The organism is Cryobacterium sp. CAN_C2, assembly GCF_015751745.1.
Classification (GTDB): domain Bacteria; phylum Actinomycetota; class Actinomycetes; order Actinomycetales; family Microbacteriaceae; genus Cryobacterium.
Window position 1 is genome coordinate 19,709 of record NZ_JADOUX010000026.1, and the last position, 17,153, is coordinate 36,861.

Genomic DNA, 17,153 nt, shown 5'->3' on the forward strand with positions numbered 1-17,153 from the left:
CGTTGCAAGAAAGGCGGTCGACACGCGACCGCGACTGGTCGCCAGCCTAGGGTCGTTGGCTGAATGCCCGAAGTCGGTTGGTAGTTTGGTCTAAACAGCTGGAGAAGGAGCCGAACATGTTTGTGGGCATCACCAACACGCCGCGCAATTACGCTTGGGGGTCCACGCACGCCATCGCCGACCTGCTGGGCCGGGCGCCGTCGGGTGTACCCGAGGCCGAACTATGGTTGGGGGCTCACGTCGGCTCGTCGTCGATCATCGAGGATGCATCGCTCGTCGGCGGGGCTGCCAACCTCGCCGAATGGGTCGCGGCGGCGCCGGAGGTGGCGCTCGGTGTCGACTTGGCGAAGCGGGAAACGGATGCTGCCGGCTCGGCGGCGGGCTCGCCCGCTTCGGCGGCCCCGGCTGACTTCGCCGCACCCCGCCTACCGTTTCTGCTGAAGATCTTGGCCGCCGCCCGCCCGCTGTCGCTGCAGGCGCACCCCACCACGGAGCAGGCCCGGGCCGGATTCGAGCTGGAGAACGAAGCCGGAATCGCCGTCGACGCCGGCAACCGCAACTACCGCGACCCGTTCCACAAGCCCGAGCTCATTTTTGCGCTCAGCGACACGTTCGAAGCGCTCTGCGGGTTTCGCCCGCTCAATGAGGTGCGCGGAATCCTCGCAGAGCTGCGGCTGCTCGACCTCTCGACCGACAACCCGCAGGCCGCCGCCATCGACTCGCTCGAGAACCACCTGGCCCTGGGCCTGCGCGACACCGTCGACTGGCTGTTGCGTGACGGCCGCGGTGGCGACTCCGGCGAGGTGAAATGGCTGGTCGAACGGGTGGTCGCGCTCGCCCAGCACGCCGAGTCCCTGGCCGCTGGGGGAGCAACCATCGGGTATGCGCGCGAACTGGCAACGGTGCGCGCGCTCGCCGCCGCGTACCCGGGCGACCCCGGAATCGTGCTCGCCCTGCTGCTGAACCGGGTCTCGCTGAAACGCGGTGAGGTGTTGTATCTGCCGGCCGGCAACATCCACGCCTATTTGTCGGGGCTCGGCGTGGAACTCATGGCCGCCTCCGACAACGTGCTGCGCGGCGGCCTGACGCCCAAGCACATCGACATCGAAGAGCTGCTCGGGGTGCTCGACTTCAGTGCCGCGCCGGCGCCGTACCTCGCGCCGGTCGAGGAGGCCCCTGGGGTGTCGCGGTACCGCCCCGGCGTGCCCGACTTCGAGCTCGTGCACATCGAAGCGGATGCCGACGCGGTGTCGGCCACCCCCGTTCCGATGCGACAGATCACCCTCGCCGGGCCGGCCATTGCCATTTGCACGATCGGCGGGTTTCTCGTGGCCGGAGGCCTGTCGTCGCGGCCGCTCAAGCGTGGCCAGGCCGTGTACGTCACGCCCGACGAGGGAACCCTGACCTTCGCCGGCACCGGCGAGGTCTTTCTGGCCACCGTCGGGGCGTAGCTGGCGTTCGCACTCTCGCGATTCGCGGGACTTGCGCCAGTGCGCGCGAAGCGCAACTGGGGCGCACTGGCGCAGCTCCCGCGCAACTCGTGGCGCGGGAGTTATGGCCCGGCCGGGAGTCCCGCGCACTGGCGCACCTCCCGCGTAGCGTTCGATACTGTGGAACGACGGCATGAATGGTTGCCGCACGACCGAGTGGGGCAACATGAAGTGGCTGGTCACAGGAGGAGCGGGCTACATCGGCTCGCACATCGTTCGGGCATTTCTGGCCGAGAACATCGACATCGTCGTGATCGATGACCTATCGACCGGGCACGAAAGCTTCGTGCCGGCCCCCGTTCCGCTCATTCGAGGCAACATTCTTGACGGCAGCCTGCTCGTGCACACCATGAAAGAGCATCACATCGATGGCGTCGTGCACGTGGCCGGATTCAAGTACGCCGGCGTTTCGGTGCAGCGACCGCTGCACACCTACGAGCAAAACGTCACGGCCACGGCCACGCTGCTCGCCGCCATGGACGCGACCGAGATCGACCGCATCGTGTTCTCGTCGAGCGCCGCCGTCTACGGCACCCCACACACCGATCTGGTCACCGAAGCCACCGAGAAGAGCCCGGAGTCGCCCTACGGCGAGTCCAAGCTGATCGGCGAGTGGCTGTTGCGTGACCAGGCGGTCGCGACCGGCCTGCGCCACACGTCGCTGCGCTACTTCAATGTTGTCGGCTCCGGCGACCTCAGTCTGAGTGACACCAGCCCGCACAACCTCTTTCCGCTGGTCTTCGCCGCGCTGCTCGACGGTCGCACGCCGCGCATCAATGGCGACGACTACGCCACCCCCGACGGAACCTGCATTCGCGATTACATTCACGTGGCCGACCTCGCGATCTCGCACGTGGCTGCGGCCCGCCGCCTCGACGCCGGGGAAGCGATCGAACCGGTCTACAACCTCGGCAGCGGCGACGGCGTCTCGGTTGGCGAGATCATGGCGACCGTGCGCCGGGTCACGGGCATCGACTTCGTTCCCGAGATCGGCCCGCGCCGCGCCGGAGACCCCGATCGCATCGTCGCCTCGGGCGCACTCGCCGCCCGCGATCTGCGCTGGAGCATGCGCCACAGTCTCGAGCAGATGGTGCAGAGCGCCTGGGACTCGTCGCGCACCGCCGCGAACTGAGCGCAGCGACACGCCGCCATCGATGAGATCGTGCTACCTTCGCAACATTGCACGCATCAAATCGCACCCCCCGAGCGGGGTTTTTTGACTCTTGGGCGCGTCGCAACCCTCCAGCCCGTATTGAGGGTTTACGATTCGCGACTTGACGTTAGCGAATTACACCGGTGTAATTAGGGCAGGCACTAATTGTGCGCAAACGAACGCTGGGAGACGATATGGCCATGCTCGACTATCGTTCCGGAGTACCAGAGGACTGGTTCGTTGACCCCGTCACCCTCGGTGTTCCGGGAGTACGACACGACCTCGGCGACGAGAACCTTCTGGCCTGGCAGGCCGACTCGCTCTGCGCGCAGACCGACCCCGAAGCATTCTTTCCCGAAAAGGGCGGCTCGACCCGCGACGCGAAGAAGATCTGCTCCGGCTGCGAGGTACGCAACCAGTGCCTCGAATACGCGCTCAGCAATGACGAGCGGTTCGGCATCTGGGGCGGGCTCTCCGAGCGAGAACGCCGCAAACTGCGCAAGCGCGCGTAGTTCTCCACGCAGGCTCGGCGTGCTGCGTGCTGCGTCCTGCTACAGCGTGTTTTGTGTCCGAACCGCTTGTCGGCCGTTTCGCTTGGCGCGACGCTTTCTGCGAGCGGATGCTGCGGCATCCGCCTGGCCAATGCGGGCCCGATATTTGTGGCGCGCCCTCTCGCCTGAGGGCCCCCGGGGGATACCGACCTAGGCTGGTGCTGTTATGCAACCGAGAGTCACCGCCATCCTTGTCGCCCGAAACGGCGCGAAACACCTTGAACGAACTCTCAAGGCGCTGTCGCTGCAGACCCGTAAACCCGACATTGTCATCACCGTGGACTGCGGCTCGAGCGATGCGACAGCGAAGATGCTCGCCGAATTCGGGCCGGCGCAGTTCATTGCCGCCGACGCGGACCTGAACTTCGGGCAGGCCATCAACGCCGCCGTGCAGGTGACGCCGCTGCCCACCCACGACCGCGAGTTGCTCTGGTTGCTTGCTCAGGACAGCGCGCCCGAGCCGACCGCCCTCGAGGTGCTCGTTGACGCGCTCGAGATCGCCCCGTCGGTAGCCGTCGCCGGACCGAAGGTCATGGAATGGATCGCCGGCGAATACATTCACAACTTTGGCGAGTCGATGACACCTCTCGGCGCCACCGTCACGCTGGTCGAAAGTGAACTGGACCAGGGACAGCACGATGGCCTGAGCGACGTGCTTGCCGTCAGTGCCGGCGGCATGCTGGTGCGCCACACAGTGTGGGAGCAGTTGGGCGGGTTCGACCCGGCGCTGCCGACCGTCGACGATTCGCTCGACTTCTGCGTGCGCGTGCGGCTGGCCGGGTATCGGGTGTCGGTCGTTCCGGGCGCCCGCGTCGCGTCGGCCGGTGACGGCGTCGCCGGGCCGAACCAATCGTCGCGGGGGCGCCTACGCCGCCGCCGGGTGCGGGCCGAACGTTCGGCGCAACTGCACCGCCGTCTGGTCTATGCGCCGGCCGGAGCCCTTGTTGTGCACTGGTTGTCGCTGCTGCCGCTGGCTTTCATGCGCTCGCTCGGCCAACTGTTGCGCAAGGAACCCGGCGCGATCGTGGGCGAATTCTCGGCCGCGTTCGGCGCAGCGTTCAACGGAATGCGCGTCGGCAACGCCCGTCGCTCGTTCGCGAAGACCCGCACGCTCGGCTGGGATGCCATCTCGACACTGCGGGTTCCCTCGGCCGAAGTACGCCGACGTTATTCGCTCAAGCGGGAGGCCAGCCTGTTCGGCCTGCACGGCGAACGTCCCGAAATTCGATTCTTCTCCGGCGGTGGCGCCTGGACCATGTTCGCCGCGGCCGTCGTGGGCATCATCATGATGGTGCCGTTGCTCGGAGCCGACACCCTCACCGGCGGCGGGCTGCTGCCGCTCTCACCGAGCCTGCCCGAGCTCTGGGCAAGCGTCGGCTACGGCTGGCGTGACCTCGGACTCGGCTTCGTCGGCGCCGCCGACCCGTTCGCCGCGGTGGTCGCTGTGCTCGGCTCGATCGCGTTCTGGTCGCCGTCGTTCGCGCTCGTGCTGGTCTACGCCCTCGCCTTTCCACTCGCCGCCGTCGGCGCATGGATGGCCGCGACCCGTCTGACCGACCGCGGCAGCCTGCGCGCGCTGGCCGCCGCCCTCTGGGTGCTGGCCCCGACATTCCTGATCGCCCTCGCCGACGGTCGCCCGGCCGCGATTCTCGTGCACCTGCTGCTGCCGTGGCTGTTTTTCGCTTGGTTTGCGGCCGCGCGCACGTGGTCGGCGAGTGCCTCGGCCGCCTTGCTGTTCGCGGCGGTCGTCGCCTGCGCGCCCTCGCTCGCCCCGGCCCTGTTCATGGTCTGGCTGCTCAGCGTAGCCCTCGCGGGCCGTCGGGTGATGCGCTTCATCGGTATTTTGTTGCCGGCGCTCGCGCTGGCGCTTCCGCTCCTTGCTGACCAGGGCCTGCGCGGCAGCTGGCTGAACCTCGTCGCCGACCCGGGCCTCCCCCTGCCGAGCGGCCACGCCCCCACCCTGCAACTACTGCTTGGACTGCCCGGCACCGACGGGTGGGCCGGCGTGCTCGACCGGTTCGGGGTTGTCGGCCTCGACCCGCAGCTGTTCGTGCCTATCCTGCTCGCGCCCCTGGCCGTGATCGCCCTGCTGGCGTTGCTGCTACCCGGCGCGCGCCTCGCGAGCGGTGCCTGGGTCGTGGCCCTGCTCGGATTCGGCACCGCCCTCGCCGCCAACTCGCTCGTGCTCGCCGCGTTCGGCGCCGCACCGGTGCGTGTCTGGTCGGGGTCCGGGCTCAGCCTGTACTGGCTCGGCCTGGTCGGTGCCCTCGTGATCGGCCTGCGCTCCCTGCACCGGTTCGCGTCGGCGCCCGGCGTGGTCGCCGCCCTCGCCCTGGCCGTGGTTGTGCTGCCGCTCGTCGCCGCGCTGCACCTCGGCACCGCCGCCGTGCGGGAGGGAACCGGGCAGACCCAACCGGCCTTCGTCGCCGCGGAAGCCCAGATCGACCCCCGGGTCGGAACGCTGCAGCTCGTTCCGCAAGCCGACGGCGGTCTGCTCGCCTCGATCGAGCGCGGAGCCGGCGCCACCCTGAACCAGCAATCCACCCTGGACAGCACCGACCAGACGCTCAGCGCCCGCGAGAAAGCGCTCGCGGAGCTCGCGGGCAATCTGGCCTCGCGCAGCGGACTCGACACCAGCGCGGACCTGGCCGAGTTCGGCATCCGCTTTATTGTCTTGCAGCCGGCGGGCAGTAGTGTTGAGGCCGCCGACACCGCGTTGCGCACCGAAACCGCCCTCGACGGCAATGCCGCGCTGGCCCCGGTCGGCGACACAGAGTTCGGCCGCCTGTGGCAGTTCGGCGAAACGGATGCTGCCGCCTCGACCCCCGTGCCGGCTCAGGCGGGCGGCGTCTTCGGCCTGGTGACTCTGCTGATCGCCCTCGCCGTCGTGGGCAGCACGGTACTGCTGTCACTGCCGATCGGGGCTGGCCGTGAAGCCGTTCGCCAGGCCAACCGCGATGCCATTCGCCGGGCGGCTCGGGCCGATGCCAAGCAGAAGTCGAAGCGTGTGCGCCGGACGAAGGGCGCTGTCGCCTCGTCAGATGGTGATGAGGGTCTGGAACCGCCGGTCGGCACCGACCTCGAAGCCGACCTCGAAGCCGACCTCGAAGCCGACCTCGGCATCGACCGGGAAACCGGTGTCGGCACCGCACTGGAATCGGACGATGGGTTCTCTGATGATGCCGCCGAGCCCGTGGAGGACACCCATGCCCGATAGAAGCCAACTCGCCCGCATTGGCGGCCGGGCCGGTCGCGGTGTGCTCGGCCTCGTCGGCATCGCCGTCGTCGTTGCGACCCTCGGCGCGGCCACCCTGGTGACGCTGCCGACCATTGAACGCGAACCGCAATCCAAGGAGATCTCGCCGTCGCCGAGCGAGCAGCAGCGGGTGTGCCCGGGGCCGCTGTTGACCCTCGCCGAGGATTCGACACAGGCGCAGGCGGCGTCGAGTGTGGGGGCGGCCTCCGCCGTGTATGGCTCGGTTGAGGCCACCTCACTGGCGCAGATTCGGCCGCAGGTGACCGAGATCACCGCGGTCGACGACTCGAACAGCCGGCAGCCGCCGCTGCTGCTGACCGTTCCCGTGCAGGAGGGTGCCACCGTGCCGCCGCTCGTGGCCGGCAGCCAGTCGCAGGTTGCCACCACCGACACCATCGGGGGGCTCGCCGTCGCCGCCTGCGCCGAAGCGGTCAGCGACAGCTGGATCGTCGGCGGGTCAACCGACATCGGACGCACCAGCCTGCTGCTGCTGAGCAACCCGACCACCGTGCTCGCGACCGTCAACGTGACCGTCTCCGGCGAGAGCGGACCGATCGACGCGCCCGGCGCCTCCGGCATTCTGGTACAGCCGGGCGAGCAGCGGGTCATCTCGCTCGCCGGCCTCGCCCCGAACGTGAAGTCGCCCGTTCTGCACATTGAGTCGCGCGGCGGGCAGGTGGCTGCGTCACTGGAGCAGAGCAGCATCCGAGGGATTGAACCGGGCGGAGTCGAGATCATCGGTACCACCGCGACCCCCGCCACCAACCAGATCATCGCCGGGGTGCGCGTCATGGCGGCCGTCACCGACGAGACCGTGACGACGGGCGAGGGTTTCGACGCTGCCACCCCGTCGATTCGCGTGTTCGTGCCGGGCGATGCGGCGGCGACCGTTCAGATCGGTGTGACGAGCGCCGACGGAACCGCCGCGGGAACGTCGACCCAGGTCGACGTCGAGCCCGGGATCGCCACTGAGATTCCGCTGTCGCCGCTGGCCTCGGGCAGCTTCTCGGTGCAGCTGCGCTCCGACGAGCCGATCATCGCCTCCGCCCGCACCGCCACCGACAGCGCCGGCGGCAAGGACTTCGGCTGGTTCTCAGCGTCGGCACCGCTTGCGGGCGACTTCGCGGTGGCGGTGGCGCCTGGTCCGTCGCCCACGCTGCACCTCGTCAACGGCGGGGCAGCGGATGCCTCCCTCATTCTCACCCCCGACAGTGGCACCCCGGTCGATCTGCAGATCGACGCCGGGGCCAGTGCCGTGGTGCCGCTGTCGAGCGGAGCCCGCTACGTCGTGAGCGGCGGCGAACAGCTCTGGGCGCTCGTGGATTACTCCGGCGACGGCGTGCTCTCGTCGTTTGCCCTGAACCCGCCCGGGCCCCTGGCCTCGTCAATCCGCGTCTACACGCACTAGGTCTTTCTGCGTTCCGGGCCCGGGCCCAGAACGCGGGCCCACGTTCTGACCTGGGCCCGGGGAGCGGGCCAGGCCCGGACCGCGCGCGCCGGGCATCCGCTTTCGTGCGGCTGGGCGGCGGGCTTGCGCGGGTACGCAGGTTTCGATGGCACACTGAACACTCGACTTGTAACCCGCTGGGAGCCGATTATGACACCTGAACCGACTGCCGACCCTCTGGGCGACCCGACCGCGCGCGCGGAGATTGCCGTGATCGGCGGCTCCGGACTCTACGAACTCATCGACCCGTCCGGTGCGGTGACGCACCGGGTGCAGACGCCGTACGGAACCACTCCGGTCACGATCGGTCTGCGCGCCGGTCGCCGCGTCGCGTTTCTGCCCCGTCACGGGAGCGCACACAGCGTCGCGCCGCACCTGATCAACTACCGCGCCAACATCTGGGCACTCGCCTCGATCGGCGTGCGCGCGATCATCTCCTCGTCGGCCGTCGGTGGAGTCACGCCGGAGTATCCGCCGGGTCTGCTCGTGGTCACCGACCAGTTCATCGACCGCACGACTGGCCGGTCCGACACGTTCTACGACCGGGAGTCGGTGCAGCACCTCTCCGCCGCCGACCCGTTCGACCCGCTGCTGCGCGGCTACGCGATCAGCGCCCTCAACACCCTCAACGAGAATTTCGCGCCGACCGGAACCGTCGTCGTCATCCAGGGCCCGCGGTTCTCGACCCGGGCGGAGTCGGTCTGGTTCCGTTCGATCGGCGCCCACATCGTGAACATGACCGCGTACCCCGAGATCGTGTTGGCCGGCGAGCTCAACATGGCCACGGTCAACCTCTCGTTCGTGACCGACGCCGACGCCGGGTTGGCGCCCGTGCCTTCCAGTGTCGCCACGACCAGCGAAACGGATGCCGTCACCGCCTCGGTCGTGTTCCGTCGCCTCCGCGAGGCCCAGCCGCGTATTCTGGCCGCGATCGACGGTATCCTGCGGGCCTTGCCGATTGACTTCACCCCGCGGGAGCTCATTGATCCGGCCCAGGTTGACGCCGTGCTCGCGCGTGCCGTGCACTCTGACCCGATGGAGGAACCGGCGTGATGACCGGTCGGTTCCCGCGATACCCCGGGGCGTCCGCGTCCGCGCCTGCCGACGGGCAACCGGCTGCCCACGCCGGCCGCGCCGGCCGGGACAGCGCATGACCGGCGAATTCCTGCTCATCACCGGGGGAGCCGGCTTCATCGGATCCGCGATCGTCGACGCCGCTCTCGCCCGCGGCTACAGGGTGCGGGTACTGGACTCGCTGCGCGCCGACGTGCACGGCCCTGTACCGTTGCCCGAAACCGGGTTAGCACGTCGGCCCACGTTCCGGGCCCCAAACACTATGCCTGCGGGGCTGGACCCCCGAGTCGAGTTCGTGCACGCTGACGTGACCGACCCTGCCGTCGTCGCCCGAGCCCTCGTCGACATCGACGTGGTGTGCCACCAAGCTGCCAAGGTCGGACTCGGAGTCGATTTCGCCGACGCCCCCGATTACGTGCACAGCAACGAGGTCGGCACCGCCGTGCTGCTGGCAGCGATGGCCGAGCAGGGCATCCGTCGTCTGGTTCTGGCTTCATCCATGGTCGTCTACGGTGAGGGCAGCTATCGCGGCCCGAACGGATTCACCCGGCCCGGACCGCGCCTGGCGAGTGACCTCGACGCCGGACGGTTCGACCCGCTCGACCCGGCGACCGGGCAGGAGCTCGAGCCCGTTCTGGTGAGCGAAACGGATCCGCTCGACCCGCGCAACGTCTACGCGAGCAGCAAGCTCGGCCAAGAGTATCTCGCCACGGCCTGGGCCCGGTCGACCGGCGGGCGCGTCGCCGCCCTGCGATACCACAACGTCTACGGCCCCGGCATGCCGCAGAACACACCGTATGCGGGAGTCGCCTCGCTGTTTCGCTCGGCGATCGAGCGCGGTGAGGCCCCGCGGGTCTACGAGGACGGCCGGCAGCGCCGCGACTTCGTGCATGTACGTGATGTGGCCGCGGCCAACATAGCCGCGCTGGACTTCACCGCGCCGGGTGCCGCTTCGTCGCCGGCCGATTCCGGCGTATTTCGTCCGTTCAACGTCGGCAGCGGAATCGTGCACACCATCGGCGACATGGCGACCGCCCTCGCCGCTGCTGCAGGAGGCCCGGCTCCGGTCGTGACCGGACAGTATCGTCTCGGTGACGTGCGGCACATCACGGCGTCGTCGGAGCGCTTGCGCCTGGAACTAGGCTGGTCGGCCCAGGTCTCCTTCGAAGACGGCATGCTCGAGTTCGCCACTGCCCCCCTCCGGGCCGCTGTGCACCCCTGACCCGTCGCACCCCTGACCCGTCGCACCCTGTCATCCCGCCACCCGCGGCCCCATCAGCCGAGCGGATGCTGCGGTAACAGCAGCTCAAACCGGCATCCGTTCTCCACATTGGTCACGGTCACCTGCCCAGCGTGAGCCCGCGCGATTCCCGCGACGATCGCGAGCCCCAACCCGGCGCCGCCGCTGCGACCGGCGCCGGTACTCCAAGCGGACGCCGTACGCGGCTCGCTCGCCCGCCAGCCGGCCTCGAACACCCGGCCGAGATCCCGCTCGGGGATGCCTCCGGCCGCATCGACGACCGAGATCACCGCACGCCCGTCGACGTGCCGAGTGACCGAGACGACGATGGCGCTCTCGGCCGCGGAATGCTGGATGGCGTTCATGACCAGGTTGCCGACCGCGCGGGCGAGCTCGCGGGCATCCGCTTGCAGGGTGAGACCCCGCTCACCCTCGAACCGCAGATGGAGCGATTTAGCGAGCGCGACCGGCGCGAGATCGGCGATCGTGTCGCTGATCAGGTCGTACAGGGCAACCCGTTCGAAGGTGAGTTGCAGCGCCCCGGAGTGGATCTTGGACAGCTCAAACAGGTCATCGACCATGCCGCTGAGCCGGTCGACCTGTCCGCGAATCTGCACGTAGTAGCGCTCGGGGTCGGGCGCCATGCCGTCTTCGAGGGCCTCGGCCATGGCCCGAATGCCGGCGAGGGGCGTGCGCAGGTCGTGGGAGATCCACGCCACGATTTCACGGCGCGACGTCTCGATGCGCTCCTCGCGATCGCGGGACTCGGACAGCCGTTCGGCCGTCGCGGCCAACTCTCCGGCGAGCGAGGCGAACTCCGTGCTCGTATGCCGATCCGGGGATATAACGGATTCGCCCCGACCGATGCTCGCCGCTGCCGCCCGAAAATACTGGTTGTCGCGCACCAGTGAGCGTCCCAAAACCGAGGCCATGACGAGCGATACGATTCCGGCGACAACGGCAACCGAGTAGAACACGGTCAGGTCGTGCGCCGACAGGTACATGAGTGAGGCCACCGCGGATGTTCCGCTGACGACCGACGCGACGGTCGCGAACGCGACGACGACGACCTGCATGGCGAGCGACCCCCGCGACAGCAGACGCAACGCGAGCAGTGCGAGCGCGCCCACGAGAATCGCGCAGCCGAACGCGATACCGGCGACGGTCGCCAACACGTCCGTGGTCATCGTGCGTCCCTCCTCAAACGGATGCCGCCCCGCGCGCCGACCCAGACCGCACCGGTGTGTGCCCCCACGACCCGAGCCTCCGCGACCCCACTCATTCCGCGCCCCCCGACGCTTCGTCCGCAGCGCCAGCAGCAGCACCCTCGCCGGCCCCGAGCGGCACCGGATCGAACCGGTACCCGACACCCCAGACCGTGGTCACGAGCACCGGATGCGCCGGATCGGCCTCGATCTTCTCCCGCAACCGCCGCACGTGCACGGTCACCGTGGACAGATCGCCGAATTCCCAGCCCCAGACCGAACGCAGCAGTTCCTCGCGGGTGAGCACCTTCGACGGCCGCCAGATCAGATAGGCGAGCAGGTCGAACTCCCGTGCGGTGAGCACGAGCGGTTTGCCGCGCAGCCGAATCTCGTGCGCGGTCAGGTTGAGGGAGAATTCGCCGACGTCAAGATTTCCCTCCGGAATCGACTCGGTCCCGCTGCGCCGCAGCACCGACTGCACCCGCAGGACGAGCTCCCGCGGCGAGAACGGCTTCACCAGATAATCGTCGGCGCCGATTTCGAGGCCCTCGATGCGGTGCTCCTCCTCGCCGAGCGCGGTCAGCATGATCACCGGCAGCGCTCCCCAAGTCACGCGGATACGGCGGCACACCTCGATGCCATCGAGCAGCGGAAGCATGCGGTCGAGCACCACCAGGTCGGGCTGCACGGCCTCCGCCTGGCGCAAGCCGGCGAGCCCGTCGACGGCCTCGTCCACGACGAATCCGGCGGCCCGCAGGTATCGCGCGACCACTTCGGACACCATCGGGTCGTCCTCGATGACGAGCACACGACGGCCGGCGAGGGCATCCGCTCGGGGCGGCGCAAAATATTGGGAGGGGGACACCCCCTCAGACTAGGCGCGCGACCGCTGCACCGCACGGGGCGCTCGCAGCGATCTGTCCGAAGGCCCAGCCGATGCCGTGCGTCGCCCCGCCGCGTGCGTCGCCCCGCCGCGTTCCTCGCCCCGCCGAGGTCCAGCGTGCAACGCGCAGCTCCCGCCGCGCGGCAGTAGGTCGCCTCGCCCGCCTCGCCCGCCTCGCCCGCCTCGTTCGCCCGGTCACGGGCATCCGCTTGCCGCAGTACCCGCCACTCGCACCGGCTCCCCAGCATCCGTCTGTGGTTCGTAACTTCTTTCACCCCGAAGGCCCAGACACCCCCCCTAGGGTCGAACAATGATGAACATTCGGGTGGACGTGGTGTTGCCCTGCCTGAATGAGGCGCAGGCGCTGCCATGGATTCTCGAACGCATGCCCGCCGGCTACCGCGCGATCGTCGTCGACAACGGGTCGACCGACGGATCCGCCGACCTCGCCCGCATCCTCGGCGCGCACGTCGTGTACGAAAGCCGCCGCGGCTTCGGCGCCGCCGCCCACGCCGGGCTCCTGGCCGCAACCGCCCCGATCGTGGCTTTCTGCGACGCCGACGCCTCGATGGACCCCCGCGACCTGCCGCTCGTCGTCGGCCCGATCAGCGCCGACGAGGCCGATCTCGTGCTCGGACGCCGCCGCCCGACCACCCGCAACGCCTGGCCTCCGCATGCCCGTTTGGCAAATACCTATCTTTCCTGGCGACTGCGCCGAATAACAGGTGTGAACATCCATGACCTCGGCCCCATGCGGGCGGCTCGCCGCGACCATCTCCTCGCCCTCGACCTGCATGACCGCCGCAGCGGGTACCCGCTCGAAATGTTTCTCGACGCGGCCGCGGCCAACTGGCGCATCCGCGAAGTCGATACCGGCTACGCGCCGCGCGTCGGCCGCAGCAAGGTGACCGGAACCGTGCGCGGCACCCTCACCGCCATCCGGGACATGTCCGCGCTGCTGCGCACGGACCGCCTCGGCCGCAGCGAAGCCCGCTCATGACCGCGATCGTCGTCATCGCCAAGGAGTGCCTGCCCGGCAAGGTCAAGACCCGCCTGCACCCGCCGCTCTCGCTCGAGCAGGCCGCTTTCCTCGCCGCAGCCAGCCTCGCCGACACCCTCGCTGTCGCCGGGTCACTTCCCGCAACGCGTCGCATTCTGGCCTTCGACGGTGTGACGGCGCCGGCGGAGGCCTTTGGTTGGGAGGTTCTGCCGCAGACCGGCGGCGGCCTCGACGAGCGCCTCGCCGCCATTTTCGACCACCTCGATGAGCCGACCCTGCTGCTCGGCATGGACACCCCGCAGGTCAGCGCCGAGCTGCTTGCGCCCGTATTCCTCGACTGGAATACACACCTCCGTTCGAACACACACCCCTATTCGGGTACACCCCCCGATTCGCCGCCACCCCCCGATTCGTCGCCACCCACGGATGCGTGGTTCGGCCCCGCCGACGACGGTGGCTTCTGGGCGCTCGCACTGAAAAACCCGACCGGAGCGCTGCTCCGCGGCATCCCGATGAGTCGCGCAGACACCGGTGCCCATCAGCTGCAGCGCCTCGACGAGGCCGGCCTCAGCGTGCGCCTGCTGCCCTCGCTCACCGACATCGACACCATAGCGGATGCCCACACCGTCGCCCTGGCCGCCCCGCACACGCGCTTCGCGCGCGCTTTCAACCGGGTGCGGACAGCCGCTCAGCTCGATACTGCCGATCTGTATGCTGCCGATCTGAATACTGCCGATGATCTTCCCCCGAAAGGGGCAGGCTCATGACCATCGCGTCACCCCGCGTGTGGGATCAGCCAGCCGACCGCACACCGACTGATCGTGCACCCGCCGATCGTGCACCCGCCGACGGCGCAACGGCCGACCACCGTGGCCTCCCGACCACGTTCGGTGCCGGCGGTTCGGAACCGTACGCTCAGGCGTTGCAGGGCGAGGACAACGTGCTGTACCTGCACGGCCACCGAACCGATGCCGACCCGGGTGCCGCGGCGCGCGTCAGCACCATGCACGCCGGTCGCTGGAGTGCCGGAGCCGACGCGATTGACCGTGCCCTGGTCGCCGGGGTCGCCGGACCGGTGCTCGACATCGGCTGCGGACCGGGCCGAATGATCCAGGCCGCGCTCGACGAAGGACTCGACGCCTTCGGCGTGGACGTCTCGCCGACCGCTGTGCGGATCGCACTCATTGCCGGACTCGCTGTGCTGCAGCGCTCCGTGTTCGACTACATTCCGCTCGAGGGGACCTGGGCGACCCTGCTGCTCGTCGATGGCAACATCGGCATCGGCGGCGACCCCGACGCCCTGCTCGACCGCTGCGTGTCGCTGCTCGCCGCCGACGGCGTGCTCGTCGTCGAGGTGCATCGCGATCCCGAGCACGACCTCGCCTACGAGGGCACCCTGCACGACGCCGCCGGACACACGAGCGACGCCTTTCCGTGGGCCGAAATCGGGGTCAGCGCCCTGCGCCGCCGGGCCGCGAACGTCGGACTCGTGCAGGTCGCCGAATGGACCCGAGGCGGCCGCTCCTTCGCCCGCTTCGCTCGGGCCTAGTCACTCCCGACCGCGATCGCCCCTACGCCCAGCGTCAGTGCCCGGAGTCGTCGGGGAATACCGTGACCGGGTGTCGCGCTCGCACAAACGCCCAGACCGACAGCCCCACGGTCAGCGCGGCGAGCACGAGCCAGAATATCCCCAGATTGAGCCCGTAATTGAGCGGCAACACTGTCGGGTTCGGCGGTGCGAAGTTCTTCGCAACGATCGTCGGCACCGCGATGAGCGACACGATCGACCCGACGAGGATGCCGCCCTGCACGATCGCAATGACCGTTCCGCTCACCCGGCGTCCGGCCCGCCGCAGTGCGATGCCGAGCGCGAACACGATCGGCGACAGAATCGCATCGTGCAGCACGATCGCCGCCGCGATCCACAGCGCCACCCCGGGAAGCCGACTCAGCCGCACCGAATCGAACATTTCGAACACGCCCCACGCCAGCAGCAGCACACCGCCACCCACCAGCACCAAGCGGATGCTGCGCATCCGTCTGCTGGTCGACGCCGCGATCCCCGCCGGCGGGGAATTCAGTCCTGTCCCGACGCCCTCGGTCGATCGGGAACCCGGGGCGGCGTGTCCTGCTGCACCCCGATCGCCTCGTACTCCCGGTACACCGGTCACCCCAACGCGCACTCCGGCAGCTTCGTCACCGGTCCCGTTCGCATCCGCTCTCATGATTCGATCGCCTCGATTCGTCTCAGCCATTTGGTCTGCAGCACGCCGGGGCGCCCGGGAGCGATCATGCGCGCCGGATACCCGTGCTCGAGGTCGAGCGTCTCGCCGTTCAGTTCGAGCGCGACGAGGGTGAGCGGGTCGCGCACATACTCCCGGCCCATCTGCGTCTTGCTGAAGCTGCCACGTTCTTCCAGGCTGATCAGGCGAAACGAGGTACTCGGATCGGCGTTCATCAGGTCGGCGAGGTCGCGCAACCGCACGCCGCGCCAGTGGGCCATCTGACTCCAGCCCTCAACGCACGCGATCGGCAGGGTCACCGCGGTCTGCGGCAGGGCGAGCAGCTCGGCCCGGGTGAAGGCGCGTTCGGTTCCGGAGACGGCAACGGTGAGGGTCCAGCCCGCAGCCATCGCGGACTCCGCTACCTTCGCCTGCTCGCTCGTCCGGTTCACCGGAACGCCCTGCGGCCCGACTCCCTTCTTACGCGGCCCGAACAGGTTCACCGTGTTCAGCGGAGTGAAGGTCTGCCCGGCGGTGAGGCCCACAACGGCCGTTGTGGCGACGCCGACCGTGGTGAGAAATCCACGCCGACTGAGGCGGCTCGCCGTGCGCGGCGTGTTGTCGATGAAGTTGAGCACACGACCGGTCATGCCCCCGGGGCGGGTCTCGCCCCACAGGCGCACGGCCTCGGCATTCTCGGCCCGGTCAGCCGACACCGCGTCGACAAGATGATCGTTGTCTGCCTCAGTGGGCGCCGTGTTCCAGTACCGGGCGATCACCGGTAGTTTGACCCCGATGTGAATGATCAGCAACCCGATCAGTATCCAACCAAGCGCAAAGTGCACCTGCCGAAATGGAAACGGCCACGGATACCACTGGTAGGTGTTGAGCAGCCCGATCGTGATCTGCACCATCGAGGCACCGACGAACAGGGCGATCGAGGCGCGCTCCACCAGGTGAACAAGGCCGCGCACCGGCGGAAACGAGAACAGCTCGGGAAAAACAATGTAGAGCTTGGCCAGCAGAAGCGGAAAACAGGCGATGCCGGCGATAATGTGCGTGCCCTGGGTGACCTGGTAGAGAAACTCTGGCCGGGTCGCGAAGCGCATCCCATCGAGTGGTTCCTGCAGAAAATGGCTATACAGGCCGGTGCCGAAGCAAATCAGAAAGGCCGCGCCGAGCAGCCGACCGATCACGGTCGCCATGCGCGGATTGCGCACCGGTGACGCCAGCGCTCGCTGGGCCTCATACATCAATCGCCGCATGCTTCTAGTGCATCATCTGAGCGCCTGCCTTGACCCCGCTGATTCCTTACGGTCCGCACACGTCCCACCCGTTGGTCGAGCCGGTCAGTGACCATCGCATCCGGTTGGTTGAAATCTCGGCAAGCTCTGTCCACGGTTTGTCGTGACCATTGTTGATAACAAAACGTTTTCTTGTATTTCCTCACTCAGACTCGTGCCGAGAATGAAAAAGAAGCACGATGAAGCTACTGGTCGCGGCGGAGACAATCCCGCTCGAACAGAACAGATCAGAACAGAACAGAACAGAACAGAACAGAACAGAACAGAACAGAACAGAACAGAACAGAACAGAACAGAACAGAACAGAACAGAACAGAACAGAACAGAA

Annotated in this window: 15 protein-coding genes; 11 read left to right on the forward strand and 4 right to left on the reverse strand. The window is 68.4% G+C overall.

What is annotated here, in order from left to right; translation table 11 throughout:
• The first annotated feature begins 116 nt into the window (after positions 1–116).
• The 7 genes from manA (at position 117) to IWX77_RS15575 (ending at position 10,193) form a co-directional block, all read left to right on the forward strand.
• On the forward strand, positions 117–1,451 hold the full coding sequence (manA, locus tag IWX77_RS15545) for a mannose-6-phosphate isomerase, class I (protein ID WP_196845461.1): 1,335 nt from the start codon (positions 117–119) through the stop codon (positions 1,449–1,451).
• Positions 1,452–1,656: 205 nt separating this feature from the next.
• Positions 1,657–2,622, forward strand: coding sequence for a UDP-glucose 4-epimerase GalE (gene galE, locus IWX77_RS15550; RefSeq protein ID WP_196845475.1), 966 nt, complete (start codon positions 1,657–1,659; stop codon positions 2,620–2,622).
• Between the two features lie 221 nt (positions 2,623–2,843).
• On the forward strand, positions 2,844–3,155 hold the full coding sequence (locus tag IWX77_RS15555; protein ID WP_442784488.1) for a WhiB family transcriptional regulator: 312 nt from the start codon (positions 2,844–2,846) through the stop codon (positions 3,153–3,155).
• Positions 3,156–3,360: 205 nt separating this feature from the next.
• Complete coding sequence (locus IWX77_RS15560) at positions 3,361–6,411, forward strand: glycosyltransferase (RefSeq protein ID WP_196845462.1); 3,051 nt, start codon at positions 3,361–3,363, stop codon at positions 6,409–6,411.
• Complete coding sequence (locus tag IWX77_RS15565) at positions 6,401–7,858, forward strand: DUF5719 family protein (RefSeq protein ID WP_196845463.1); 1,458 nt, start codon at positions 6,401–6,403, stop codon at positions 7,856–7,858. Before IWX77_RS15560 ends, IWX77_RS15565 begins: the two co-directional genes overlap by 11 nt.
• A 189-nt stretch (positions 7,859–8,047) precedes the next feature.
• The gene (locus IWX77_RS15570; protein WP_196845464.1) at positions 8,048–8,950 is read left to right on the forward strand and encodes an MTAP family purine nucleoside phosphorylase; all 903 of its coding nucleotides are present in this window, start codon (positions 8,048–8,050) and stop codon (positions 8,948–8,950) included.
• A 97-nt stretch (positions 8,951–9,047) separates the two neighbouring features.
• Positions 9,048–10,193, forward strand: coding sequence for an NAD-dependent epimerase/dehydratase family protein (locus tag IWX77_RS15575; protein ID WP_196845465.1), 1,146 nt, complete (start codon positions 9,048–9,050; stop codon positions 10,191–10,193).
• A 53-nt stretch (positions 10,194–10,246) separates the two neighbouring features.
• On the opposite strand, the gene IWX77_RS15580 is transcribed toward IWX77_RS15575, so the two are convergent.
• Together IWX77_RS15580 and IWX77_RS15585 are read right to left on the reverse strand one after the other, a co-directional pair.
• Positions 10,247–11,398: a sensor histidine kinase gene (locus IWX77_RS15580; protein WP_196845466.1), complete on the reverse strand. Its 1,152-nt coding sequence runs from the start codon at positions 11,396–11,398 to the stop codon at positions 10,247–10,249.
• A gap of 91 nt (positions 11,399–11,489) precedes the next feature.
• The gene (locus tag IWX77_RS15585) at positions 11,490–12,281 is read right to left on the reverse strand and encodes a response regulator transcription factor (RefSeq protein WP_196845467.1); all 792 of its coding nucleotides are present in this window, start codon (positions 12,279–12,281) and stop codon (positions 11,490–11,492) included.
• A 328-nt stretch (positions 12,282–12,609) separates the two neighbouring features.
• Between IWX77_RS15585 and IWX77_RS15590 the strand changes: the two genes are divergently transcribed.
• Genes IWX77_RS15590 through IWX77_RS15600 form a run of 3 tightly spaced genes read left to right on the forward strand, consistent with a single transcriptional unit; the run spans position 12,610 to position 14,848 of the window.
• Positions 12,610–13,299 (forward strand): glycosyltransferase family 2 protein, encoded by a 690-nt coding sequence (locus IWX77_RS15590; RefSeq protein ID WP_442784487.1) that lies wholly within the window; start codon positions 12,610–12,612, stop codon positions 13,297–13,299.
• Positions 13,296–14,066 (forward strand): TIGR04282 family arsenosugar biosynthesis glycosyltransferase, encoded by a 771-nt coding sequence (locus IWX77_RS15595; protein WP_196845468.1) that lies wholly within the window; start codon positions 13,296–13,298, stop codon positions 14,064–14,066. The genes IWX77_RS15590 and IWX77_RS15595 overlap by 4 nt, the downstream gene beginning before the upstream one ends.
• Positions 14,063–14,848, forward strand: a complete 786-nt coding sequence (locus tag IWX77_RS15600; RefSeq protein ID WP_196845469.1) for a class I SAM-dependent methyltransferase — start codon at positions 14,063–14,065, stop codon at positions 14,846–14,848. The genes IWX77_RS15595 and IWX77_RS15600 overlap by 4 nt, the downstream gene beginning before the upstream one ends.
• Positions 14,849–14,882: 34 nt before the next feature.
• Here IWX77_RS15600 and IWX77_RS15605 read toward each other — a convergent pair whose 3' ends face one another.
• Entirely contained in the window at positions 14,883–15,524 is a 642-nt protein-coding gene (locus IWX77_RS15605; protein WP_196845470.1) for a hypothetical protein, read from the reverse strand.
• Positions 15,521–16,786 (reverse strand): molybdopterin-dependent oxidoreductase, encoded by a 1,266-nt coding sequence (locus tag IWX77_RS15610; RefSeq protein WP_196845471.1) that lies wholly within the window; start codon positions 16,784–16,786, stop codon positions 15,521–15,523. Before IWX77_RS15610 ends, IWX77_RS15605 begins: the two co-directional genes overlap by 4 nt.
• 142 nt (positions 16,787–16,928) lie before the next feature.
• Here IWX77_RS15610 and IWX77_RS17260 point away from each other — a divergent pair.
• Positions 16,929–17,153: hypothetical protein (locus IWX77_RS17260; RefSeq protein ID WP_327012243.1), on the forward strand; the 225-nt coding region annotated here is incomplete at its 3' end.